The following is a 25417-nucleotide window of genomic DNA, read 5'->3' as shown; positions in this document are numbered from 1 at the left end:
GATTTTGACCACCTACGCGAAAGGATGCGTATTAGCGAACACTTAAATAGCCTGACTATTGGTATACAGCGCCGTGTCCATTTTTTCTATAAAGATCCTTGCTCTGTGACAGAATCCGTTACATGCCTGCGCTTACGAAGGAATCTTTGTTCCGACACGATTAAACCTACCAAGGTTAGCGCAATACCCACGATACCAGCACCGGTAATCCTTTCATTCAACAACAAATAAGCTGCTACTACAGTAACTACAGGGGTCAAATAAAAGTATACGCTGGTCTTGATCGCTCCCAGAATGCCGACACTCCAGTTCCAGCTGACATAACACAAGGCCGAAGCGCCCAAGCCAAGGAATAGAAAATTCCACAAATGAGACCCTGTCCCAAACCGGACCAGATCCAGTCGGAAATCACTAAACAAGGTTACCGGCAGCATAAAGATCAGTCCGTAGAAGAAGACTCTCCGGGTCATGCCAATTGAAGGGTATTGAAACTGATTGATCTTGCGCAAAAGGATTGAATACAAAGCCCAGCTAATGCAAGCAAGAACGGCCAGCAAATCCCCAAGTGGATTTAATTGCAGCTTCGAACTGCCACTCCAGGAAATAAGGGCAATCCCAATCATCGCGATCAGGAAGCCTACAAAAAACCGAAAATGCAGCTTCTCATCCTTCAAAATAAAATGGGCAGCCACCGCTGTAAAAAAGGGAGCTACGGTGACGATGACGCCAACATTGGAGGCATACGTATAGGTTAGAGCAATGTTTTCCAGGAGAAAATACAAGGTCACGCCGCACAACCCGGCCGCTGCAAACAGCAGTTCCTCCCCTCTCTTCCGAAACGGAATCAGTCTTGGATGAACGATCCACAAGGCGACATAACCAATCAAAAATCGGGTAAACAAAATCTCCATGGGACTAAAATCGCTCAAAAGTACTTTGGACGAGATGAAGGTGGTTCCCCAAAACAATATGGTAACCAGCGTTGCGAGATGTGCGGCCGCGTGATAACGAGAATTCATCATTGGCGCTCACCCGAAAGCAAAGTTTCTGCAGCCGTTTCCTGATGAAAGATCCGCATATACTGCCGCGGGGTCAGGCCAATCAATCTTTTGAAAAAATGTGTGAAATGGCTTTGATCGCTAAAGCCTGTCATATGTGCTATTTCAACAGGAGCAATACCCTGTTCCAATAGCTTCTTAGCATTGCCAATTCGAATCGTCTCCAAGTAATTATAGGGAGAAATCCTCTTATGCCGAGTGAAGGCGCGTAAAAAATGATACTTGCTGAGCCCGGCCAGATCACTCAATTCTGACAGCGTAATTTTGGATGCATAATGGGTCTCCATATATTCGCACACAACCTCAAATTCGGAAGGCCCCTTCTTTCCTGTCTGTTCATGCTCCTCCGGCGAATTCGCATAATCCTGCAGCAATTGGACAATAAAAAAGAAGAACAATTCCTCTTTGATAAAATCCGGTTCCCCCCTAAAGATCATTTCATGCAATTCTTTTAAAGCTGGCGCAAATTCGCTCCCGGAAAGTACATTCAGTGTGAATGAAGGCAAAAACGCATGGCCCGTAATATCTTTCATCATGCTCATCATACGATCCGGCTTAATATTGATGCTGCGATAATCTAACGGCCTGCCGTCCACTTCTTCACAGGAATGAACATCACCAGGATTAAAGATCAGGAGATCACCGGGCTTGATACTATACTCTATATTGTTGCACAGCATGCGGCGCGGACTGTTCTCTATATATCCGAACACATAATGATCATGAAAGTGATTGGGGAAGCTATGCATCACACCCTGAAACCAGTAGGCTTCCACTTGCAGTTCAGTATCGTAATAGGCGGTTCTTAACTCACCAGGCATGACAACCCCTCCTCTAATATGCTCCGTTACTATACCAAATACGGCGACGCAAGGATTGCATAATATTGCTCTGATTCGCACTGTAAATAAGAACTGTTGTTTGGTATATTGAAGTTGTAATCATTCCTTATTATAGAAAGCAGGGATTATTATTACACAGCTATCATATTCAAAAGCAGATATCCGAAAATACTTAATCACCTACCATCATTTAAGCGACGACTCCGCACTTCAGAGCACGTCTCAGATTGCCGAGTATATCCGTAAAGTTGGCTGTATTCAATACGATCCACTCGATGTCGTAGGCCGTAATCCTGATCTTACGCTGCAGTCTCGCTACGCTACATACCGTAAAGGAGATATAGATCAATATCTCTACACCGAGCGGATTTTGTTTGATGTGTGGGACAAGAACATGTCTATCTGCGAGGTCAATGACTGGCCTTCTTTTCAAAGATTCAGGGAGAGGTATCTACGCTGGTGCCATGAGCACCAAGAGACCATTGATGTCATAACTGCATACCTAAGAGAACACGGGACGGCATGCTCCTCCGATTTTGTACTGGAAGAAAGAGTGGATTGGCATTATGGGCCGCAACGGCTGGCTAAAGCTGCCTTGGAAGCAATGTGCTACGCCGGTCTTGCCGTTGTTCATCATAAGAAAGGGACTCGGAGATATTATGGCTTGGCCGATCAATTTATACCCGAACCGTATTTCAGTTCTCCGGCACCTTATACGACAGAGGAAGAATTCTACAAATGGTTTGTGCTGCGGAGAATCAATAGTGTTGGCCTCTTGTGGAACAGACAAAGCGATGCTTGGCTGGGCATTAACGGGCTCAAAAGTCAGCATCGGAACGAGGCGTTCCAAGCGCTGATCGATGAGGGGAGCATTTATGAAGTAGCCGTTGAAGGTATCAAGCACCCGCTGTATCTTGCGACTGATCACGTAGAATTATTAAAGTCCTCTGCAGAACGGGAGCTAAGCGGCAATACGGCCAGAATTCTCGCCCCGCTGGATAACCTGATGTGGGACCGTAAGTTGATTCAGGAATTGTTCGGCTTCGAGTATACATGGGAGGTCTATGTTCCTGCTCCCAAGCGCAAATACGGTTATTATGTGCTCCCTGTGCTGTGCGATCAGCAGCTAATTGGCCGAATTGAACTGGAAACGGATAAAAGCAGCCAGACTTTGATCGTGAAGCACTTTTGGCCACAGTCTGAAATGAACAGTCTCGACTATCGCGAGCAGCTGCTCACCGGCTTGGAACGATTTAAACAATACAATCTTTGTAGTGGGATCGAAATTGGCTGTGATCTGTAAACAGCTAAAAACTCGCGAACAGCCTTGTCACCTTGAGACTTATCGCGGGTTCTTCATGTTAACTTTTCATTTGCATATAAACCTCATTTTTCTCAAACAGATGCCGCACTTGAGCCGCCATATATGCCGGAGGGTGCGGCATTTTGTTGCGAATCCACCATTCCAGGATACCGACAAAGGCGGAAGACATAAACTCGGCGTTGATCTCATTATCAATGGCTGTTCCTGCCGTTTGCTGATCCAGCTTCTCCTTCACGTTGCTCGAAATAAATTGCAGCAGCCGCTCACGGAAGAGAGCCGTCCGCTGATTAAGCAGGATCGCCGAGAAGAAGCGAAAATGCTCCCCTAAGTAATCGAAAACCAGTTGGAGCTCATCCTGATCCATTGAAGTCGCTGATGTAGCAGGTTCATGAGTACCACAAAACGAAATAAGCTTGTTCAAATGTTCCTCTATATATTGATCCAGCAGGTCGTATTTGTCGCTGTAATGCAAATACACCGTGCCCCGGTTAACGTTCGCCTGATCCGCAATCTCATTGATTGTAATCTGCTCAAGTTCCTTCTCTGCAAAAAGCTCCAGAAACGCCCGGTTAATCGCTTCCTTGGTTTTAGTAATCCGCCGGTCAACCTTTCGCTCGCTTGCCATTTGAATCTCTCCTTCACTTTATTGAACAGTTTCATCCACTCTGTTGATTATGGGACAAATACACGATGATTAGCGATTGAATGAATCTAATATCTTTATATAATGTTAATCAACGGCCGTTAAATAATCAACACAAGTTAAATAAATATTATCTTAATGCTAAAGGAGAGAAATCAAGTGGACAACACTAGAGATAAAGTAGTTATTATTACAGGGGCATCAAGCGGAATCGGTGAAGCTACTGCAAGACTGCTGGCAGAAAAGGGAGCCAAGGTTGTATTGGCTGCCAGAAGAGAAGAGCGGCTGAAGGTTATTGTGGAGGAGATTAAACAATCGGACGGGGAAGCTTCTTATATTACAGCAGATGTCGTTTCTGCTGAGGATCTGCAGCAGGTCGCACAATTTGCTCTGGACCAATATGGCCGGATTGATGTACTGGTCAACAACGCCGGAATTATGCCAGTTTCGGTGCTGAATGAAATGCGGGTTACCGACTGGGACCAAATGGTTGATGTTAACATCAAAGGGGTGCTGAACGGTATTGCTGCCGTACTTCCTATCATGAGAGAACAACAATCCGGTCATATCATCAATATTTCTTCGGTGATGGGGTACGAAGTCAGCCCGACTTCGGCTGTATACAGCGGCACCAAGTTTGCAGTCAGAGCAATTACAGAAGGGTTACGCAAGGAGGAATCCCCGGCCTCACACATTCGTACGACGCTCATCGCGCCGGGAATCACTGAAACGGAGTTATTCGGCACCGTGACAAGCCCGGCGGTTCAAGCTATGGCCGAGCATATGGGCGGGTTGGCAATCTCCCCTTACAGCATTGCAAGAGCGATTGCCTTTGCCGTCAATGAACCAGAAGACACTAGCGTAAATGAGATGATTATTCGGCCTACTCTGCAGCCTTAAAGTCTGCAGATGTTATCATCTGATCCGAACATCGAGCATTGCCGGTGATACACCGCAAGTCTGAAAAAACCGCGAAGCGCCTTGGAAGATCAAGGGTGCTCGCGGTTTTTTGGTGAAGCTATATCCATAATTAGCTGGATGAATACTATTAGCGGAAAAGCATAAGTTTCGTGGATAAGATGCTTTTTCAAAACTTTTGCCGCCTTATCTCGATATGGTTACTTCAACGGAAGGTTAGCCTCAGTTCGTTCTCGAATTGCTCTAAAAAAGTGATCATCACCTGATGTCGCTGAGCAGCCATTCGCCTCCCGGGCACCGTATGCATACCGTCTGCAAGCTTTAAGAGCTTTTCATAGAAATGCATGTGTACCGAACCATAGGGACGAACGTTAGGGTCGAATTCAGCCACCACTGACTTCTGCTCCTCCTCAATCATCGGCAGTCCATGTGCGCCTCCGAACATAAAAGTACGGGCGATTCCAACCGCACCCAAGGCTTCCAGCCGGTCCGCATCCTGCAAAATCTGCGCATCTAGCGAAAGGATGGCGTTAGCGCTATAGCTTTCGTGAAGCGCAATGGCATCCAATATTCTAGCGAAGGCCTGCTCTCCGATCTCAGGAACAAACAGTGGCTCGAACTCCCTGCGCAGATCGGCTATCGCCTCTGGGCTAAAATGCAGCTGGCCGGTTTCCTTCTCTTCTTTGCGATAATAATCATGCATCAGCCCGGCTGCTGCAGCGATATCTACATCGGCATGGAGTTCATCCGCGATGCTCGTCGCCAGCTCCATCACTCGTACCGCATGCAAAAAATCATGACCAGTCGTATCATCGCACATCTTGGCAAATACCTTGGCCACGACAGGTCCGATCCATTCCGGCAAAGGCATTGTAATGTATGGAAAATCCAGCTTTCTCACACCTATTCCTCCTAATGCTATCTATATTCTTTCAGGCGAACGCTTGCGAGTCAGGGCAATAGTGCTTTTACTAATTAGCACAGATTCTACACTCTCAACTTGGCGTAGCCCACTGCATTCCCGAATTGGCATAGCTCACTGATTCCCAATTAAGAGCATTTTTGTACCTTATTTTTCTTGTATTTAGGTTATTTAAGGAAATAAGAGCATTTTTGTAGCTTAATTTTTGGAAAAGAGCCCTGAAGGGGGACATTTGGAAAATTTAACGTACAAAAATGCCCTTATCTTATGCAAAACACCTGCTGCATCCGATTTAAGGTACAAAAATGCACTTATTGACACCATGGGGAGCCTTGAGCCACCCTTCCCCTGCATGTCTCCTCGACTTTTTGTTTCGATCTCTCGTTTCTCTTCTTTCTCTTGTTTTTCTTGTTTTTCTTGTTTTTCTTGTTTTTCTTGTTTCTCTTGTTTCTCTTGTTTCTCTTGTTTCTCTTGTTTCTCTTGTTTCATTCTCTGGTCATCTCTTCTAACTCGTTTCCCCTACGACCATATGTGCCATTCATGCTGCCTAAGCAGCCTCATTCCGCACAGCGCTTTCTCCTCAAGCCCCCTCGGGGCTTCCCCGTAATGCATCAAATAGGTATATTGGCGAATGGCCTCAGGGTATTGGCATAATGCTTCAAAGCTGGCATGGACGGGGCTGGAATCAAAGCTGCAATCGTGGTAAAAATCCGTAATTCCTTCTTGGTGAAGCTTGGACACCAGTTCTGCGTCAGCCACCATATCCGCACTATAAAAGAAGCGACTATCGATCACGAGCGAACAGCTGAACTTGGATGGCACGTGATGTGAAGAGAGCCAGCGCATGGACAGTAGCTGTTGGTCTGCTTCAGCGCCAAAGCCGCTACCAGCATTAATAGCCTTAGTAGCACTACCAGCTTCACTAGCTTCACCGGCATCACCAGCATCACCAGCCTCACTAGCGCCACCAACACCACTAGCACCACCAGCTTCACTAGCACCACCAACTCCATCAATACCACCAGTAGCACCAGTACCACCAGCACCACTAGCACCACCAGCTTCACTAACACCACTAGCATCACTAGCACCACTAGCACCACTAGCACCACTAGCACCACTAGCACCACTAGCACCACTAGCATCACCAGCATCACCAACACCACTAGCACCACTAGCACCGCCAGCAACACTAGTACCACCAGCACCACCAACATCACCAGCATCGCTACTGGCCGTTAGCCAAAAAAGTTCTCCCTCTTCGACGGTCTGTATATCAAAGTAGTCCGCTAATGATGTTTTTCCTTCAGCAGCATTCTCCAAGGTTCCGCGTAAATGCTGCTCCCATAACACACTCTGCAGCGGAGCCGGAAGCCAGAGCTGCATCTTACGCCCGGCAGCATAGGCTCCATACAAAGCGGCTTCATCCAGCCCTCCGCAATGGTCATAATGCAGATGTGTAATAAAGATGCCATCAATATCCTCAAATCCGAAGCCGAGTTCATACAGGCTGTGCCAAGCCAGTGCACCGCAATCGATCAGAAAGCGGCGGCCACTTACTTCCACCAGTGCATTGTTATGATAAGTCGATTTTACAAATCCGTTGCCGACACCGAGCATCATGATGCGGAATTCCTGGTTCATATGATCACTCCACCGCCAAGGGCCGGCTCTTGCAGAGCCGCAGCGGATAAAGCCTCTACCAATTCATCGGAAGTCAGGGCTGCCGGTGTCCATCCCCAGATGTGCGACAGTTCAACCACTGGCGGAAGTGTAATATGGTACCGCTCCAGTTCTTTTCCCTTCGAAAATACCTCACGGGTAGGCGCGTCCCACACAATCTGTCCCTGGGATAGCACAATGGTGCGCGGAATATAGTCTGCTACAACCCGCATGTCATGTGTAAGCATAATGATCGTGTGGCCTTGGCGCCACAGCTCGGTAATATAATCCATCATTTCCCGGCAGCGTACGGAATCCAGCCCGGTCGTTGGCTCGTCCAGAATAATCACTTCCGGCTGCATCACCAGAATGGAGGCGATCGCCACTCTACGCCGTTCGCCCCGGCTTAAGAAATGGGGATGCTCCTGCAGATATTTATCAATTTGCAGCAGTTTAGTGACTTTCTTGACACGTGCCTCAATCTCGTCGGCCGGCAGCTTCTGAACACTTAAGCCATAAGCGACTTCGTCATACACGGTACGGCGAACAAACTGATAATCTGGATTTTGAAAAACAAAGCCGATATGACGCACACGCTGGTCAGCCCGGTATTCACTTGAAGGTCTGCCGTGAATAAGCAGCTCCCCGCCATACGGTTTTAATAGACCGGTAATCAGCTTGCAGAGGGTGGACTTGCCCGCCCCGTTGCGGCCGATAACCGCTGCAAATTCGCCTCTGCCGATCCGGAGATTCAGCGGCTTGATCGTCATCTCGTCTTCCTGCTTACGGTAGCGGAACGTAATATTCTTCAGCTCCAGCAGCGTTTCACCAGCGGCTGCTACCCCGCCTTCAAGCGTATGACCACTCCCCAGCTTTGGAGGCTCAGGGCGAACAATACCTCTGTTGTGCAATGCCTCCCGCAGCTCCTCCACGGTCAGCGGATCGCATTCGCCGTGCTGTTCGTCTTCTATCTTTACACCCAACTTGCGGGCCAGTTCAATCACCTGTGGCAACGGCAGCCATTCACGAACAAGCGGTTCATCATACAGACGGCTTGGCGGCGCATCTGCTACGATCTTCCCTTCAGCAACAACGATCACCCGGTCGACATAGGGCATAGAGACATCAAGATTATGATCGACGAAGACGATTGTATATCCCCATTCTTGATGCAGCTCACGGATCGTATCCAGTACCATTTCTTTGCCAAGTGGATCTAGCTCCGCAGTTGGCTCGTCCAGCACAATGACCTTCGGCTTCATCATCAAACAGGCAGCGATCGCCACCCGCTGCTTCTGCCCACCGGACAGATCCAGTGTGGAGCGAAGCAGCAGCGATTGAATCTCTACTCTCTCTACAACTTCTTCCAGTCGCCGGTCAATTTCGTCAGCGGAGAACCCCATATTTTCAAGAGCAAAGGTTAGTTCTTCCTTCACTGTTCCTCTGACAAGCTGCCATTCCGGGTCCTGCAGCACCGTTCCGACGACCGAGACGAGATCGTTAGGATATACATCCTGTACCTTGTTTCCGTCCACCGTCACACTGCCCTGATACGTAGAGCCTTCTGTCTCATGCGGAATCAATCCGTTAATCGAGAAGCAAAGCGTCGACTTCCCGCCGCCGCTCGGCCCTGTGACAAACACAAATTCGCCAGGTGTAATGTTCAAATTCAATTGATGCAGCATCGGCTTCCCTGATGAATAGGTGCAGCTATAGTTATCGAAAGTGATCATCTTGACCCTCCTCCGTGGTTATAAAGTAATAAAGCATTTTAGTGCCAGGAAGGCCACAAACAATACTACTCCGGCCAGAATGACCCGCTTATCGAGTCCGGTAATTCTGGGATTGTAATAATAAGTTCGCTTGTTTTTTCGCCCTGCACCTTTGAGTGTCAGAGCGAAACTGGTCGTACGGAACCGCTTCAAGAAGACGAATAAGACGGGAACGAGCGTACTTGCGAACCGGACGGAGCGGGCATACAGGTTACCCGAGCGAAAATCGACGCCCCGCACGTATTGCGCGTCCATGACTGTTTTGACATCGAAGATCATCAAACTCCAATACCGCAGCGCAAGCGACACAGATAGTGTCACGAATTCAGGCAGCCCAAACTTTTTCAGACCCATTACAATGTCCTCATTGGAAGTTGTGAACAGTATCAGGAAGAAGAGCAGACACCAGATCAGCGTACGGCAGATAAATTTTAGCGAAAGTCCGATGTTACCCGAAGAAATGATGACTTGCCAATACCCCAAATCCGCCTGAAAGTATGTTGTACCGCCTCCGTCGGACAGAAAATAGGACAAGCTCATGGTGAACGCCAGGATCAGCACGGGGATTAGCAGTAGCCAATGCCAACGCGTTGGGCGAATATAGATGAATAATGCCAGGCAAATAACAAGCAGACCTAGAAGACTTGCGAGCCGATCCATAAACAAAGGGATAAAGGTAAAGAGTAAACCGAAGACCAGTATTTTCGTAAAACCATGCAAGTAGTGCAAAAGTGAATTAGATGGATAATACAATTGCATAAACGTAACCCCCGTCAGCCTAGAAACCTTTTGAAAAATAAGCCGGATTTATTCATATAGTCGGACATCCAAGCGAACAGAAGCGGGCTGAAGATAGCCGCAGCAAGCGTATTGCTGACCTGCATCCAAGGCCAAATGGTGCCCCAGACGACGTTGCCGGGAATTTTTTGAATAAGGACGAGATTCAGTGACACCAGGACCGAGGACAGAACCATGCCGAGCACAACCGTAACGATGAAAACAATACGATCCTTGGCACCTTCAAACCGGACTTTACGGAACGCGATTCCCGGAACGAACCCCATCACGAATTGTGCGAGCAAGGCTAACGGATAAATCGCCGGATTCATGCCAACAACGACCATCGATAAAATATTACCAATTACAAGCCCCGCCGAACCCCAAACGCCAAACCAGACGCCGAACAGCGGAGCAAAGATCGCAGCAGGATACAACACTTGAACCGTACCCAGCTTGATCGGGACAAACCGGGAAATATAGATCGTCGCTCCAAAAATCAGCGCACTGATGACCATAGCCACGATATGACGGGCGGTCACCCCTCTGTTAGGTAATCCTGATTGCATGGAAGTCATTTGGCTCACAATAAACACTCCTTGGATGTTATTTTTCCATGTCCGTTAATTCTTTCTTTAATAAAAAGCGGCTCCATTCATTGCAGATAATCCGGTTCTTATCTACGTAAATAATCTCCCGGTCCTTCAGTTCCTTCAGCACCCGGTTCACACTGCGCAGCGTCACGCCCCACTGGGAAGCTATATCTTCACGTGAGATGGGAATGATAAACGAAGTTTGCCGGTTAAAATTGATATGCTCTACCTGACCGTACAAATAGCGGAGCAGCTTGTGCCTGAGGGACATAGACACGCTGTCAATCGATTTGCGTACCGTCTCCTGCAGCTTCCCGGCCAATTGCTTCGTTAAGTACATTAAGAAGTGGTTATCGGCCAGCAACCATTTAAGATAAATATCCTTTCTCAGTACAAGCGTAGAAGACTGGGACTCCGCGGTAATCCGGCAGACGTACGGCGTCATTAAGGCAATCTCGATATCACTGATCATTTGACCGGGATCAAGATAGGCGATAATGAGAATGGTACCATCTTCCAGAATGTACTCTACCTTCAAGCGCCCTTCGATAACGATATAAAAGACATCTGGATGGTCGCCTTGCTCACATACCAGTTCTTCCGGATAATAGCGCCATAGCTCCCAATGGACAAGCAAGTCCGGCGGCATGTGTTCCAGCATGTCATGCAGCCATCTGTGGGTGTTCATCAAGTTGAGCAGGACGGACTTGTCCATTTGCAGCCTCCATTAACCTTTTTACAACTAGTATTCCCCTAGTACTTCCGATCTTGCAAGATTTGCTTGGCGATTTTCCGAATCGCTTCTGGCATCGACTCTTGATCTAACTTAGCAGCGTCAAGCCAAATCCACTCTTCTTCGGACTCCGTTCCCTCTTTACGAATGACTTCTCCGACATAGATGTAATCGATATGATCATGCTGGTCATCAATGTGTTCAAGCTGAATTCTAATTGGAAAAGTCAAAGGAACTACACCAGGCTCTATATAACTGCCTTCTTGTGCGGACAATAATCGGATCAGATAACCTGTCTCTTCTTGCACCTCTCGAATCGCAGCTTCATCCGGTGTCTCGTTCGGCTCCAGGTGTCCTCCTGGCGGAAAAAAGCACCCCACAAACGGCGGTTTTCTCCTCCGCATGAACAAAAGCGCATCACGTTCTTCATTCAGGACATAGACCGTAGCGGTAAATTCTCGAATTCGTTTCTGCTCGATCTCTTCTCACCTCCACTCACTTGCCTTATTTGATTCTTATTTTAGAGATTTTTTTATACGAAAAAAGGACAATTGTCTAGTAGTGTTAAACAAGGTGACCTCTTTCGTAAAATGAATATTAAACATAAAAAAAAGGACATCCCGACTGGAATATAGCTCCAATATCAGGATGTCCTCTATTTATTTATCTTCTATTATTCACCATTCATAAAGCTGGTCTCTTCATTTTAGGAAGTGAATTCTACCGTTTCACTCACTTGGCGCCACTTGGCATCAGTTGCGGCACGAGCCTTCTCCGCTGCATCTGCATTATCGACCGCATCCTGGCCCAGCAGCAAACGAAGAGGGGCCTCAGGCAGCAAGGCTAGCTCGCTAATAACTTCAGCAAACTTCTCCGGTTCACTGCCAAATTGACCTGAATGCTCTTGCAGCATACGAGCTAATGCTCCAATGGTCTCTTCGTACGGCTGGCTGATTGGCGGAATAGTCATCGAAGAACCCGCCCAATCTGTGCGCATGCCGCCTGGCTCAATGACAGTTACTTTGATGCCAAAAGGAGCCACCTCTTGAGCCAGCACCTCGGAGAATCCGCCGACTGCCCATTTTGCACTTTGATATGCGGCTAAGCCCATAGTAGCAATCCGGCCGCCTACAGATGAAATCTGGATGATATGCCCGCTGCCCTGTTTGCGCAAAATCGGAACGACAGCTTTGGAAACATAGACAACACCGTAGAAGTTCGTATCGATCTGAGCCCGGAAATCATCCAACGTGACATCTTCAACCGATGCGACATCGCCATACCCAGCATTGTTAACCACGACATCCAAACGGCCAAACACTTGAACGGCTTGTTCAACCGCAGCAGACACAGCCTGCTCATCACTGACATCTAGCGCAAGCGGATGAATCTGCTCACCGTATTGCTCCACCAAATCATTCAGCGACTGCGGGTTGCGGGCTGTTGCAATGACATAATCACCTTTTTTCAGAACGGTTTCTGTCAGACTGCGACCAAGACCTCTAGAACTGCCGGTAATGAACCATACGTTTGGTTTAGACATTTGATATTCTCTCCTTTTATTTAATATCGCGGCTTCCATTCTGCTTTGATATTATCTATTTATCTCACTTCTGTATAATAAACGATCATTCAGTTATAGTCAATCTGGTGCAAAAACTTACCATATATCACTTATCACTTATCACTTATCACTTATCACTTATCATGTAGTTCAGTGCCAAAAACCCGCGAAATAGCCTTCTAAAATGAGCTCTGACGCGGGTCCTTATATTATTTAATCCACCTGATGCTATATAGAACAACATTTAAAAACAAACATAGCCAAGAAAAAAGAGAGCTTACATAAGAAGTATAATTAACGGCTTTTTCGTACCTTAAATCCTCTGCAGCCAAGGATTAATGGAAATTAAGTGCAATATTGCACCTTAAATCTTCCGGGATACCCCATCCAGCGGGCTTTTTCGAAAAATAAGATGCAATAATGCCCTTATTTCCCTCATTTGCCTATTTTGAAGAAAAATAAGGTGCAAAAATGCCGTTAGTTGGGGTGGTGCCCCCTCTTTATCACTGTTAAGACGACTGGTGAAGGGGAAAATACCGCTTCTAGTGACATCGCTGGATTTGAACAGCCATGGATTATAGTCTTGCTGTCGAAAGTCTATGTTCCAGTGTTCCAGTGTTCCGCTGCTAGCTTTCCTATGGAAAGTTTTCAGGCGGTCGCTTTCGCTCAATCCTACAGTTCCAAACTTCCCCGTTCCCTCATCTTCGCTTTTTGTTAAATTCTTTTGTCCAGCTTATTTTGTCCAGCTTATTTTGTCCAGCTTATATAGAGCACTGTGATGAAGTCAATCATCCCGTTCCATATGACCGTCTACGTTTCAGAGGTAAGCTTACCAAGGAACCACGCCGTCTTCGTTAAAGAAGCTTCCTGTAGGTCCATCCTCTGGCAGTGTCGCGAGAGTAACAATAATTTTAGCTGCTACCTCAGCTGAACGATGGCCTTGGTTACCCGTTAAGTCTGTAGAGGTATAGCCCGGGTCAGCCGCATTGATCTTCAATGCTGTATTTCTAAATTCCTTGGCGAACATGATCGTCAATGCGTTCACAGCCGTTTTGGAGCTTGGGTAAGCAAGGAAGTTAAAATTAGCATATTCGGCAGCCGTATTGCTCATAAAGGCTAATGAACCGAGTCCACTGGATACATTAACAATTCTACCTGCCGGGGCCTTAGTCAGCAAAGGAAGAAACGCCTTCGTGACAGCAAATACGCCGAAAAAGTTCGTCTCATACGTTGCCTTCAAATCAGACAATTCCAGTTGGCTTGGCTTAGCAAATGCTTCAAAAGAAGCTCCAGCATTATTAATCAATACATCGAGGGAACTAAATTCATCAGCAATTTGCTTGGAGGCAGCATCAATTGTACCCTGATCCGTAACGTCGAGCACAATGTGACGAGCATCGAAGCCTTCGCTTACCAGCTGTGCTGCTGCTTCTTTTCCTCTCTCCGCGCTACGCGCTCCTAGCAGGATAGTATATCCTAGAGCGCCCAATTGTTTAGCTGCCGCGTACCCAATCCCCTTGTTGGCTCCGGTGATCAGAACAGTCTTTGTATGTGGCATGGTTTTACCCCGTTTCTGTATAGAATTTGGTTGAATACTATATAAGTCGAACTTATGATCATCACTTAAGGCTCGGTCGTCACTTCGGTGAATGTTTGGACTTCCGGTCGCTGTTGTCCCCAGATTTCTTTCTATTGGACCGCTGTTTGCGGTTGAAATCCGGAGACAGCTTTTGCTTCCGATGTGAGCTTTCCTGCAGAAAGCTTTCAGGCGAACGCTTGAGCTCCTACAGTTCCAAACCTTCCCCTTCGTTCCTTCTCGCTTTTCGTTATTTTCATTTGTTCATCTTATATAGTGACACTCACACTCTACAACTTGGAGTATACTCCAAGTCAAGCGCCGCCATACTGGGCAGTCCATCGTTCAAATTCCGTCCATATTTACGGGGAAAACCTCTAGCCTTTAAGATTGAGCGTGACGATTCTTCGGTATGCTGAGTCCCAGATTCTCTCTAAGTGTAGAACTCTCGTAAGCTGTGCGGAATAAGCCACGCTCTTGCAGAATCGGTACCACTTCATTTAAGAAATCATCCAGTCCAAACGGGCCGAAAGGCACGAACATAAAGCCATCTGCAGCGCCTGCTTCAAACCACGCCTGCAATTTGTCTGCGATTTGTTCAGCTGTGCCCATGAATGGACTGCGCGGAGTTGTCGCCTCCAAAGCAAGCTGTCTGAGCGTTTTACCGCTCTGCAGTTCTTCTGTAAAGTACTTATAGGTTCCTTCCTGACCCGGAATCAGCTCCAGCAGGTTTATTGCCGGTTCATCCAGTGGATACTGCGAGAGATCAAGATGGTTAAAGAATCGGCTGGTATAGTTAAGCGCATGCTCGATAGTGACCAGGCCTGCAATCTCCTGATATTTTTGCTCAGCTTCCTCCGCGGTCGCGCCCACAACAGGAGAGATATTAGGGAACACCAGTATATCGTCTGCCGATCGTCCGAAGCTTACCGCTCTTTGCTTCATATCTTCTCTAAAAGCAATCGCTTCTTCGATACTCTGTGGAATCGCGTAGATCGCATTGGCATATTGGGCGGCAAAGTTACGGCCCGGTTCTGACAAACCGGCTTGGAAAATAACCGGCTGCCCTTGCGGAGAACGCTCAATGTTCAGCGGCCCTTTGACAGAAAAGAATTTACCTTCATGATTCAGGGTGTGCATCTTCGCGGGATCAAAGAATACCCCTGTCTCCTTGTTGCGTACAAAGGCGTCGTCTTCCCACGAATCCCATAACCCTTTAGTGATTTCCAGATATTCCGTGGCCAATTCATATTTTTCGTCATGATGGACTTGCTTTCCATTAAAGTTATTGGCCGCTCCATCCAGTAAGCCTGAGGTAACTACATTCCAGCCTGCCCGTCCGCCACTCATTTTATCCAGCGATGCAAATTGACGTGCGATGGTAAAAGGATCACTGTAAGTAGAAGATACTGTACCCACAAGGCCAATATTCTTCGTTACAGTAGCCAGAGCGCTGAGCAAGGTAATCGGTTCAAAGCGATTTAGAAAATGAGGCAGCGACTGTTCCGTAATATATAAACCATCCGCAATAAAAAGAATATCGAAAAGTGCAGCCTCGGCCTTTTGTGCCCATTCCTTGTAAAGTTCAAAATCGATACTTGCGTCCGCTTTCGCATCGGGATGTCGCCATTCAGACATGCTTCCGCCGACACCACGCAGGTTGATTGCCAGTTTAATTTTCCGATCGCTCATTGAAATTCCTCCTATAGTTCAGCTGGTAAGTCAAGCCGAAAGCCTTCCATGAAATTTTCTCCCAGATGAAGATCCTGGTCACTTGAACGGACAAACCCCAGATGTTCATATAATCTCGCAGCCGATGCATTGGTTTCCAAGGACGTATGCAGATATAGGTAGCCGGCTCCAGCGTTCCATGCTCGCTTCGCGCTCTCTTGAATAAGCCGTGTAGCAATTCCCTTCCCTTGCCATCCAGGTAAGACAGCTAATCTGCGCAAAACTGGCGTTGCAATTGTCTGCAGGGTGTCACCGTACGCTTCATCTGCCGTATGGAATAGCTCTGCTGTTCCAACAATAAGACCTTCCGCTTCAGCCACAATGCGCTCCTGAGAACCTGGCTCCAGATACTTGCGCAGTGTCTCCTTCAGCGATTCTCTGACTTCGGGGTAGGTCACGGCGTAGCTTTCCCAAGCCCGAGACAGTACCTCAACCACTGATTCATAGTCAGCAGGGACTGCGCTGCGGATCGTAATTAATACCTTCTGTTCCGAAGAATTGGACAAGCTCATGATAAGTCTCCTTCAAATAGGATAGGGTGATGACAAGCTACGTGATGTTGCTCTCCGACATTTTGCCATACAGGGTCTTCAACTCTGCATTTGTCAGTGGCTGCAGGACATCTTGGATGAAACTTACAGCCTGTCGTCTGGAACGTCTGCGAGGGAACTTCCCCCTTTAACAGCCCATGTGCTTTTTTACCGGAAGGGTCCGAAGCTGGGATGGCTGATAATAACGCATGGGTATACGGATGAGCTGGCGAGGCATACAACGCTTCTGTAGGGGCAAGCTCCACGAGCTGGCCCAGATACATCACCCCTACACGGTCTGATAAATGCCGGACGACATGGAGATCATGGGCGATGAATAGAAAGGTCAGTCCGAGCCTGCGCTGCAGATCCTGCAGCAAATTAATAATTTGCGCCTGTACAGATACATCCAGGGCAGAGACCGCTTCATCGAGAACGATGAATTTTGGGTTTAACGCAATCGCCCGGGCAATGGCAATACGTTGCCGCTGCCCGCCGGAGAATTCATGAGGATAACGATCTGCAGATGCAGGCTCCAGTCCAACCAGAGCCATCAGTTCTTCTACTCTCACTCTTCTTTCCTTAGAAGATAACGAGAGATGGACCTTTAGTGGCTCACCAATAATATCCGCCACTTTCCAGTGAGAGTTGATAGAACTATACGGGTCCTGGAACACCATCTGCATCTCACGGCGCAAACCTCTTAAATCCTTGCTTTTCGTCTCAGCCAAGTCTTGTCCTTCCCAATGAATTTGGCCTGAAGTCACCTTCTCCAGTTGAAGCATCATGCGCCCCAGTGTTGATTTCCCACTTCCAGACTCCCCTACCAGGCCGAACGTCTCCCCTTTCAGAATCTGTAAAGAGACCTCATCCACTGCACGAACACCTTGCTTTTTCCGGGATAGAACCCCCCTGCTGGTATGGAATCTTTTAGATACCTTCAACGCTTCGATCAATACTTCTGGATCGCCTATATTGGTGTGAGACGCAACGACAGCGGCCTGTGCATCCTCTTCATAAGTCTGCTGTTCCGCACCCAGTGGAAGTGCTGATATGTCATCGGCATGCCAGCAAGCAACCATGTTCGTGCCGTTCGTAATGGCAGGCGGCTCCTCAGAACGACACTGATCCGTAGCAATTGCACAGCGCGGATGAAAACGACAGCCTCGCGGCAAATCCGCCAGACTTGGGATAGAACCCGGAATATGATAGAGCGGCTTCGTACGATCACTCTGTAACGTCATAACCGATTGCAGCAGTCCACGTGTGTACGGGTGCTGTGGCTTCGCATAGAGGGAATTAACATCGGCGACTTCTACCACTTTACCTGCATACATAACTGCGACCCGATCGGCCATCTCTGCAGCGATCCCCAGATCATGGGTGATCAGCAGAATGGACATGTTGAACTCTTCCTTCAATTCCTGTAGTAGCTGCAGGATCTGAGCTTGGATGGTAACATCCAGCGCTGTCGTCGGTTCATCGGCAATAAGCAGCTCCGGTCCGCAGGTCAGAGCCATTGCAATCATGACACGCTGCCGCATGCCTCCCGACAGTTCATGCGGATACTGCTTCATCCGGAGCTCCGGATCGACAATACCTACACGGTCCAGCAAAGAAATTGCCCGATTTCGTGCTTCCTCCTTCGTGGCCAGCCCATGATGAATCAGGATTTCCATCATCTGTTGACCAATCGTAAAGATAGGATCAAGCGCCGTCATCGGCTCTTGAAAGATCATCGCGATCTTCCGGCCGCGAAGTGCCCGCAGCTCACGAGGGCTTAGCTCTGCCAGATTGAGTCCATTCAATTGGATAGAGCCTTGCGTGATACGCCCATTGTCATAATCAATGAGCCGCATAACAGATAAGGAAGTGACCGTTTTCCCGCTCCCCGACTCTCCAACCAAAACTAGCGTTTCTCCCGGAGCAATGGTCAGATTGATATCGTTCACCATATTTCGAGGTCCTTGCGGTGTCATAAAATCAACGGACAGCTCTTTAATATCGAGTACATTGTTCAAGGGATATGCGTCCTCCTTTCTTTTAACCTTTTCGAGGGCCGATTGCAGACTGTAACTCGTCCCCTAGAAAGTTAATCGACACCACTAGCAAAGTAATGGCAAGACCAGGGAACGTCGCAATCCACCAAGCCATTGAGATATAGCTCCGTCCCTCTGACAGCAAGCTCCCCCAATCCGGAATTTCTTCCGAACTCCCGAGTCCAAGAAAACTGAGTCCAGAGCCCATTAGGATCGCACTGCCCACGCCAATCGTCCCCATTACCAGCAAAGAGGAGAAGGCGTGTGGCGCGATATGCGAGAATAAAATTCTAAGATGTGAGGTACCATTGCTTCTCGCCGCTTCGATGAATGTGCGATTCTTTATCGTTAGCACCTGTCCGCGTAGCACGCGAGCAAAGCTGGGAATGATCGAAATACTTACAGCGATAATTAGATTAAATTTACTTGGCCCCAGTACCGCTGAAACCGTCAGTGCCAACAGAATTCCTGGTATGGTCATCAGCGTATCAATAAGACGCATCAGCACAGCATCGATGAACCCCCCGCCATAGCCGGCAATAGCACCGATCAATGACCCAATACCTCCGCCGAGCAGCACCGCAGAAATCCCGATGATCAAAGCGTCCCTACTGCCATAGATAACCAGGCTTAATATATCTCGTCCAAAATAATCCGTTCCGAGCCAGTGAGTCCCGTTAGGTGCCTGCAAAATATCTGCCCCATTCATCTCGGTAGGAGAATAAGGAGCAATCCAGCCAGGAACAATCGCAAACAGCACCAGACAAGCAATCATCAGTATGGAGACGGCTATCATTGCCCTTGAAAAAAGACTTCGTTTAGCGTTCACCTTATTCGTTCCCTTTCTGCTTCGCCAATTGGCTCATGGTTTGCCTTTATGCCTTCAAGTTAGGCTTGGCGAATCCTTGGATCAATGATCGCATACGACAGGTCAACCAATAGATTGACCAGAATATAGATTGAAGCCGTGAGTAGAATCGCCCCTTGGACTACAGGCAGATCTTTTGCCAAAATGGCATCGAGAATTACTCTGCCTACCCCTTGCCTTGCAAACACGGATTCAATAACAACCGCACCCGCAAGCAGTTCTCCGAGGAGCATCCCCATCATCGTCACCGCTGGAATGAGCGCATTACGCAGGACGTGCTGATACATCACGCTTCTCTCCGGCAGCCCCTTCGCACGCAGCGTTCTTACAAAGGGTTCATGCACTACTTCCAGAATACTGCCTCGCACCATACGAGCAATCAGCCCTGAGCCTACAATGCCCATCGTCGCTGCCGGGAGGATGAGATACTGAAACCCTCCCACTCCTGAAGCCGGAAGCCATTGCAGGTTAACGGAAAAGAGGAGCACAAGAAGAATAGCTACCCAGAACGTCGGCATCGAAATGCCGAAAATACTGAGCAGCCGAATGAGATGATCAAGACTGCGATGCCGGTACACAGCAGACACAACGCCTAGCAGCACACCAAACACTATGGATATAGCCATACTTAGAAGCGTTAACCACAATGTTGCAGGGAATTGCGCCATAAGCTTGGTCATAACGGATTCATTATCCACGAGCGACTTTCCAAAATCCCCTCGGAATACCTTGCCCATATACTGGAGGTATTGCTTATACAGCGGCTGGTCCAACCCGAATTCATGCTTCAGTTTGGCCACAACCTCCGGGGATACGGGATTTCCTGCGATTTTAATATTGATTGGATCTCCTGGCAGGAGGTGCAGAAGAAAGAACACAAGTGTTACGGTGCAGAGCAAGACCACGATGGAGACTAGTAGTCGGTAAAGAATAGTTCTAAGCATTTCCCCCCGTCTCCCTCCTGCTGCCTATTTCGAGACTGCAACGTCATAGAATTGTGGATACCCCGGGAAGTCAAATGTAATTCCGCTCACTTTTTTACTTGCAGCAATGGTGTATGGGAACACATATACAGGAATAGACACGGCATTCTTCACAAAGTATTGTTGCAGTTCTTTATACACCGCAACCCGCTTCTCCGGATCGGCTTCCTGGTAAGCGTCTGTTAACTGCTGCTCAATCTGCGGATCATAGAAACGAGCAAAGTTGGAGTTCGCATATTCATTCGTAGACCAGTTCGCTTTGGAGAAAATGGTTCTTAAAATATCAGGATCTCCGCCAGCAAAGCTGTGGCCCACCAGATCATAGCTGGCAGCTTTCAGTGCATCTACATAAGGACCAGCAGCCATAATCGAAACATTCATTTTCACGCCGATTTGCTTCACCTGCTGCTGCACCATTTTAATGATGTCGCCGCGTTTTTCTCTATTGCCGGTGATATCAATATAATTGATCTCCAGTGGCTTGCCGTCTTTTTCGCGGACACCGTCCGCACCTAACTTCCAGCCTTCTTCATCAAGCAATTGGTTAGCATGCTGAATATCTACCTTATATGAATCTTCCAGGGAAGAATCGTAGCCTAAGGTTGAGGAGGACAATGGACTCCATGACCGCGGGAATGTGCCAAGATACAAAGATTTCACAATCGCATCGATATCGACAGTGGACTGTACCGCCTGGCGAAGCTTCACATTATTCCACGGTGCTTTCTCATTATTAAAGGTGAGTTGGAAAGTAGCACCTGGGAGTAGCGCCTTCTGAATCTGGTAATTAGCGTCTTTCTCCAATACGACAATATTTTGTGCCGGAATAGATTCGGCGGCAAGCACCTGACCACTTTGCAAGCTGCTGACACGAGTGGCCTCTTCCGGAATAAGCTTCAATACGATTTTATCCAAATAAGCTGGACCACTATGTTCAGCAGCCGGCGAAGGCCATTTATAATCACTGTTTTTCTCCAGCACGATCTCGGAATTGGCAACCCAGGAGGCCAGCTTGAATGGACCGGTTCCTACAGGATGCTGACCAACGTCCTCACCATACTTCTTAAAGGATTCAGGAGATTGAATGCCCAGCGTGGATTTAGCCAGATTGCTTAAGAAAGGCGTAAACGGTTCTTTAAAATTCACTTTTATCGTGGACTCGTCGATGACCTCGGAAGATTCGTACGGTCCTAGCAATTGTTTCGCATAAACGGACTTCCCGTTAGGATCAGCACTTCTGTCAAAATTGACTTTTACTGCCTCTGCGTTGAATGGCGTACCGTCATGGAAAGTAACGTCTGTACGCAGCTTGAAGGTATAACTCTTCTTATCTGCTGAAATTTCCCAGGACTCTGCCAGCCAAGGATTGATCGTATGATCTGGCAGCTCGCCCACCAAACTATCGAATATATTCCGGCCAACCCGGAAGTCAATATCAGAAGAGGTGACCCCTACATCCAGCGTGCTCGGAGATCCCGCAAGGGCGAAGGTTAACTCCCCGCCCGCAGCAGGAGTAGATGCCGGAGCTTTATCTGATGATGCTGTATTAGCAGGAGCATTCTTATCACCACTGCTGCATCCTGAGACCACTAATGAAAATCCAATAGCCATAACAATGGCCCATTTAAACTTTGGAAAAGAAAGATTCATGGTTACACCCCTTGTTTTTTTCGCATAGGAATACATGGAATTAAAGCACAAGTTGACCGCGCGTTCAACTTGTGATCAATTATATTCACTCCCTATGACACTGTCAATTTTAAATTTTCTTATTTCAAATTAGTTATTTTGATGACATATATTCGAATTGACAGCCAGGTAGGAAGCAAGCTATAATGATTCACAAATTAAACGAACGGTCAATCTGTTGGGCGATCTGCACTTTAATCCGAGTATACTCATTCTCTTAGTAGATCAAATGGTGGGAGGAATCGTTGTGAGTCTGAAAAAAATAAAATTGGCTGTGAACTTTCGTGGCGTTGGGGACAGCATTTCTGAATGGAGACACCCTGATGTTCAGTCGGACGCCAGTGTGAATTTTGAGTTGTATAAGCAGTGGGCCCAAAAAGCCGAGTCTGCCCTTTTAGATGCCATCTTTATTGCGGACGGCTTGTATATTACAGAACAGTCACTACCCCATTTTTTAAATCGCTTTGAACCCATCTCGCTGCTGAGTGCCTTAGCGGCAGTAACTTCCAACATTGGTCTAGTCGGAACCGTATCTTCCACCTTCAGTGAGCCTTTTACACTGGCACGCCAGTTTGGAACGCTTGATAAAATTAGCGGGGGAAGAGCCGGTTGGAATGTTGTGACTTCTGGCACGCTTGATGGGGCGGCGGATAATTATAACGAAAAACATATTGAGCACGATGCGAAGTACAGATTGGCCACCGAATTTCTGGAGGTTACAAAAGGATTGTGGTCATCCTGGGAAGAGGATGCCTTCGTACGCGACAAGGAAAGCGGCGTGTTTTTTGACCCTGCCAAAATGCATACCCTGAACCATAAGGGAGAGTTTTTCTCTGTCAAAGGACCGCTGAGCATTGAACGTTCGCCGCAGGGTCAGCCTGTTATTTTCCAAGCAGGAACATCAGAAGTAGGTCGCAATTTTGCAGCAGAGCAGGCGGATGCCATCTATTCCATCCCCGAGACAATCGCAGAATCCATTGCTTTTAGAGAGGATATGAGAAGAAGAGTGGAGACCTTCGGTAGATCAGGGGACGATATTCTAGTCTTCGCAAGCATCGCTCCAGTTGTGGGTAGAACCGCAGAGGAAGCAGAGCAGAAATATCAGGAAATGGCGAGCCTCGTCACGATCACGGATGCCCTTAAATACACCAGCCGCTTTTTTAATCACCATGATTTGACGCAGTATCCACTGGATGAGCCAGCATTGCATTTGCTCGATCTTGTCCCGACTCAACAAGGTTCCCTGAAGAACTTTACCGAAGCTCTGAAAAGCGGAAAAACGCTCCGCCAGCTGGCTTTAGAAGCTACAACTCCGCGCAGTCCGTTTATGGGCACACCGGCCCAAGTCGCAGATACACTACAGGAATGGTTTGAAGCAGGCGCCGTAGACGGATTCATGTTGGTCCCGTTCGGTCCTTTCGGAATGGATGACTTCTTAAGTGAAGTGGTGCCAATTCTGCAAGAACGCGGTTTGTTCCGAACCGAGTATGACAGCGATACGCTTAGAGGAAATTTGGATTTACGTATTCCGCAGAACCGTTATGTAACGAATGAATCCCTTTAATAAAACGTCAAAAAACCGTGAAGCTCTTGGTAAATCAAGCGATTCACGGTTTTTTATATTTATAGCTGCTATTGACGAAGAAACAGCTTCAGCGCATTTTCAACATTATTATTATCAAACAGTCCTTCATTCCTAGTATTCTCCATAAACATGCCATTCACGATCGAGGAATAATGAATCGCCAGCTGGTAAGGATCACCTTCGATGAGCTGCCCAGCGTTTTGCCCCTGCTTGATGATTTCGGCAACGGTTTGCCGATTAAAAGTATAAGCTTTATCCACGTCACTCTTATAAGGCTCAGGCAAATGTTCAAAATTGAGAAATTGCATGGAAAAGGCCAGATTAAATCGCATTTCGACGGCATCCCCAGCGAGCTTAGACTTTTGCAAGATAACTACATCCTTAGCCAATTGACAAAGTCTTTCCCAGGCTGTCCCTTCCATCACATACAGGAGATGATTCGCATCTTCCTCCGATAAACCTAGGATATCAACAGCCAAAATGCTATACAACTCAACTTTGGATTCAAAATAGTTATAGATCAGACCTTTGCTCATGCCCGCAGCTTTAGCAATTTCACTGATCGTTGTGGCCTGAAGCCCATTCTCTACAAATAGTGGGAGAGCCGATTTCAAAATTTGTTTTTTCCGCTCTTCACGGAGTTGAATATCTTTTTCATGATTTCTGGGCATCCTATAATCTCCTAATTAATCGAAATATCCTTTCCAACAATTATAAGCCAATGGGTTGTGTTTGCAACAGTTGTAAATAAGCTCTCGATGCCCTTTGCAATTTCATCGTATATTTCCTACAATTTAACGTACTTATACACATTTGAAACGGACAAAGGGGAATAAATCATGAGCTACCGCATTTTAATTGTTGAGGATGATATGGATATTAATCAGCTGCTAGCACGAATATTGAACGATAACGGCTACACGGTGACCAGCGCTTATTCAGGTTCGGAAGGCCACCTGTTAATGAGACTTGAGACATTTGATTGCTTGTTACTGGATTTGATGCTGCCGGGAATGGACGGGAAGTCGTTGATTGCAACGATTCGGGAGAAGCATACAATGCCCATCATCGTCATCTCCGCCATGCTGGGTACGGATGCTCGCGTAGCCACGCTGCGTCTGGGAGCGGATGACTTCATCGCCAAGCCTTTTGAAAATGAAGAAGTATTAGCTCGTGTAGAGGCACAACTCAGAAGAAGCCAAGTCTTCTCTAAAAGCACTACCCCCTCATCCGCTACATTGCTTCGTCATAAAAATTGTGAATGTAATACCGCAACAATGACGGTTAGCATTAATGGAACACCCATCGACCTCACATCGCTAGAATATCAGATCCTCACCCTCTTTTTGCAGCATCCGGATCGCGTATTTACCCGTTCTAATATTTTCACTTCTTGCTGGAAGCAAGAGTTTCTGGGTGAAGATAATACAGTAGACGTACATATCAGTCGTATTCGGAGTAAAATTGCGCAGGTAGACAGCGAGGAATACATTAAGACCGTGCGTGGCATAGGTTATCGCTTGAATCCGTGAACTTCAGAAAGTCTTCAGAATTCCTTCATGCTCTTGTATTCTTCGTTAGCTAAGATAAGTACATCGAAGGAGGTAT

General features: G+C 47.4%; 24 protein-coding genes. 4 read left to right on the top strand and 20 right to left on the bottom strand.

Features of this window, described 5'->3' with window-relative positions; translation table 11 throughout:
- Positions 1 to 86: 86 nt before the first annotated feature.
- Together ACFORK_RS00890 and ACFORK_RS00885 are read right to left on the bottom strand one after the other, a co-directional pair.
- The gene (locus tag ACFORK_RS00890; RefSeq protein WP_379195727.1) at positions 87 to 1019 is read right to left on the bottom strand and encodes a DMT family transporter; all 933 of its coding nucleotides are present in this window, start codon (positions 1017 to 1019) and stop codon (positions 87 to 89) included.
- Entirely contained in the window at positions 1019 to 1879 is an 861-nt protein-coding gene (locus ACFORK_RS00885) for an AraC family transcriptional regulator (RefSeq protein WP_379194661.1), read from the bottom strand. Before ACFORK_RS00885 ends, ACFORK_RS00890 begins: the two co-directional genes overlap by 1 nt.
- Positions 1880 to 2024: 145 nt before the next feature.
- Here ACFORK_RS00885 and ACFORK_RS00880 point away from each other — a divergent pair, with 145 nt between their 5' ends.
- Entirely contained in the window at positions 2025 to 3203 is a 1179-nt protein-coding gene (locus ACFORK_RS00880) for a DNA glycosylase AlkZ-like family protein (RefSeq protein ID WP_379195725.1), read from the top strand.
- A 58-nt stretch (positions 3204 to 3261) separates the two neighbouring features.
- Here ACFORK_RS00880 and ACFORK_RS00875 read toward each other — a convergent pair whose 3' ends face one another.
- Positions 3262 to 3849, bottom strand: coding sequence for a TetR/AcrR family transcriptional regulator (locus tag ACFORK_RS00875; RefSeq protein WP_379194659.1), 588 nt, complete (start codon positions 3847 to 3849; stop codon positions 3262 to 3264).
- Positions 3850 to 4026: 177 nt separating this feature from the next.
- Here ACFORK_RS00875 and ACFORK_RS00870 point away from each other — a divergent pair, with 177 nt between their 5' ends.
- Positions 4027 to 4767 carry an SDR family oxidoreductase gene (locus tag ACFORK_RS00870; RefSeq protein WP_379194657.1) on the top strand — a complete coding sequence of 247 codons (741 nt, stop codon included), beginning with the start codon at positions 4027 to 4029 and terminating at the stop codon, positions 4765 to 4767.
- Between the two features lie 223 nt (positions 4768 to 4990).
- On the opposite strand, the gene ACFORK_RS00865 is transcribed toward ACFORK_RS00870, so the two are convergent.
- The 16 genes from ACFORK_RS00865 to ACFORK_RS00790 form a co-directional block, all read right to left on the bottom strand.
- On the bottom strand, positions 4991 to 5686 hold the full coding sequence (locus ACFORK_RS00865; RefSeq protein ID WP_379194655.1) for an HD domain-containing protein: 696 nt from the start codon (positions 5684 to 5686) through the stop codon (positions 4991 to 4993).
- A gap of 219 nt (positions 5687 to 5905) precedes the next feature.
- Positions 5906 to 6196 (bottom strand): hypothetical protein, encoded by a 291-nt coding sequence (locus tag ACFORK_RS00860; protein ID WP_379194653.1) that lies wholly within the window; start codon positions 6194 to 6196, stop codon positions 5906 to 5908.
- Between the two features lie 30 nt (positions 6197 to 6226).
- Positions 6227 to 7351, bottom strand: a complete 1125-nt coding sequence (locus ACFORK_RS00855) for an MBL fold metallo-hydrolase (protein WP_379194651.1) — start codon at positions 7349 to 7351, stop codon at positions 6227 to 6229.
- Entirely contained in the window at positions 7348 to 9102 is a 1755-nt protein-coding gene (locus ACFORK_RS00850) for an ABC transporter ATP-binding protein (RefSeq protein ID WP_379194649.1), read from the bottom strand. Before ACFORK_RS00850 ends, ACFORK_RS00855 begins: the two co-directional genes overlap by 4 nt.
- 18 nt (positions 9103 to 9120) lie before the next feature.
- Entirely contained in the window at positions 9121 to 9900 is a 780-nt protein-coding gene (locus ACFORK_RS00845) for an energy-coupling factor transporter transmembrane component T family protein (protein ID WP_379194647.1), read from the bottom strand.
- A 14-nt stretch (positions 9901 to 9914) separates the two neighbouring features.
- Positions 9915 to 10505 carry a hypothetical protein gene (locus tag ACFORK_RS00840; RefSeq protein WP_379194645.1) on the bottom strand — a complete coding sequence of 197 codons (591 nt, stop codon included), beginning with the start codon at positions 10503 to 10505 and terminating at the stop codon, positions 9915 to 9917.
- Between the two features lie 19 nt (positions 10506 to 10524).
- Positions 10525 to 11226: a Crp/Fnr family transcriptional regulator gene (locus tag ACFORK_RS00835; protein ID WP_379194643.1), complete on the bottom strand. Its 702-nt coding sequence runs from the start codon at positions 11224 to 11226 to the stop codon at positions 10525 to 10527.
- Between the two features lie 38 nt (positions 11227 to 11264).
- Entirely contained in the window at positions 11265 to 11708 is a 444-nt protein-coding gene (locus ACFORK_RS00830; protein WP_379195723.1) for an NUDIX hydrolase, read from the bottom strand.
- Positions 11709 to 11950: 242 nt separating this feature from the next.
- Complete coding sequence (locus ACFORK_RS00825; protein ID WP_379194640.1) at positions 11951 to 12787, bottom strand: SDR family NAD(P)-dependent oxidoreductase; 837 nt, start codon at positions 12785 to 12787, stop codon at positions 11951 to 11953.
- A gap of 850 nt (positions 12788 to 13637) precedes the next feature.
- Complete coding sequence (locus ACFORK_RS00820; protein WP_379194638.1) at positions 13638 to 14366, bottom strand: SDR family oxidoreductase; 729 nt, start codon at positions 14364 to 14366, stop codon at positions 13638 to 13640.
- Between the two features lie 402 nt (positions 14367 to 14768).
- Positions 14769 to 16076, bottom strand: coding sequence for an LLM class flavin-dependent oxidoreductase (locus ACFORK_RS00815; protein ID WP_379194636.1), 1308 nt, complete (start codon positions 16074 to 16076; stop codon positions 14769 to 14771).
- Positions 16077 to 16087: 11 nt separating this feature from the next.
- Entirely contained in the window at positions 16088 to 16627 is a 540-nt protein-coding gene (locus tag ACFORK_RS00810) for a GNAT family N-acetyltransferase (protein ID WP_379194634.1), read from the bottom strand.
- Positions 16624 to 18666 (bottom strand): ABC transporter ATP-binding protein, encoded by a 2043-nt coding sequence (locus tag ACFORK_RS00805; RefSeq protein WP_379194632.1) that lies wholly within the window; start codon positions 18664 to 18666, stop codon positions 16624 to 16626. The genes ACFORK_RS00810 and ACFORK_RS00805 overlap by 4 nt, the downstream gene beginning before the upstream one ends.
- Before the next feature lie 22 nt (positions 18667 to 18688).
- On the bottom strand, positions 18689 to 19513 hold the full coding sequence (locus ACFORK_RS00800; RefSeq protein WP_379194630.1) for an ABC transporter permease: 825 nt from the start codon (positions 19511 to 19513) through the stop codon (positions 18689 to 18691).
- Between the two features lie 59 nt (positions 19514 to 19572).
- The gene (locus tag ACFORK_RS00795) at positions 19573 to 20496 is read right to left on the bottom strand and encodes an ABC transporter permease (protein WP_379194628.1); all 924 of its coding nucleotides are present in this window, start codon (positions 20494 to 20496) and stop codon (positions 19573 to 19575) included.
- Positions 20497 to 20520: 24 nt separating this feature from the next.
- Positions 20521 to 22185 carry an ABC transporter substrate-binding protein gene (locus tag ACFORK_RS00790; RefSeq protein WP_379194626.1) on the bottom strand — a complete coding sequence of 555 codons (1665 nt, stop codon included), beginning with the start codon at positions 22183 to 22185 and terminating at the stop codon, positions 20521 to 20523.
- A 268-nt stretch (positions 22186 to 22453) separates the two neighbouring features.
- Between ACFORK_RS00790 and ACFORK_RS00785 the strand changes: the two genes are divergently transcribed.
- Positions 22454 to 23788: an LLM class flavin-dependent oxidoreductase gene (locus tag ACFORK_RS00785; protein WP_379194624.1), complete on the top strand. Its 1335-nt coding sequence runs from the start codon at positions 22454 to 22456 to the stop codon at positions 23786 to 23788.
- Between the two features lie 68 nt (positions 23789 to 23856).
- Here ACFORK_RS00785 and ACFORK_RS00780 read toward each other — a convergent pair whose 3' ends face one another.
- Complete coding sequence (locus tag ACFORK_RS00780; RefSeq protein WP_379194622.1) at positions 23857 to 24480, bottom strand: TetR/AcrR family transcriptional regulator; 624 nt, start codon at positions 24478 to 24480, stop codon at positions 23857 to 23859.
- A 168-nt stretch (positions 24481 to 24648) separates the two neighbouring features.
- Here ACFORK_RS00780 and ACFORK_RS00775 point away from each other — a divergent pair, with 168 nt between their 5' ends.
- Positions 24649 to 25341 carry a response regulator transcription factor gene (locus ACFORK_RS00775; RefSeq protein ID WP_379194620.1) on the top strand — a complete coding sequence of 231 codons (693 nt, stop codon included), beginning with the start codon at positions 24649 to 24651 and terminating at the stop codon, positions 25339 to 25341.
- The last annotated feature ends 76 nt before the right edge of the window (positions 25342 to 25417 follow it).

Source organism: Paenibacillus sp. GCM10012306, assembly GCF_042649265.1.
GTDB lineage: Bacteria > Bacillota > Bacilli > Paenibacillales > Paenibacillaceae > Paenibacillus_AQ.
Note: the sequence above shows the minus strand (reverse complement) of the source record. Positions and strands in the feature narration are given on the sequence as shown.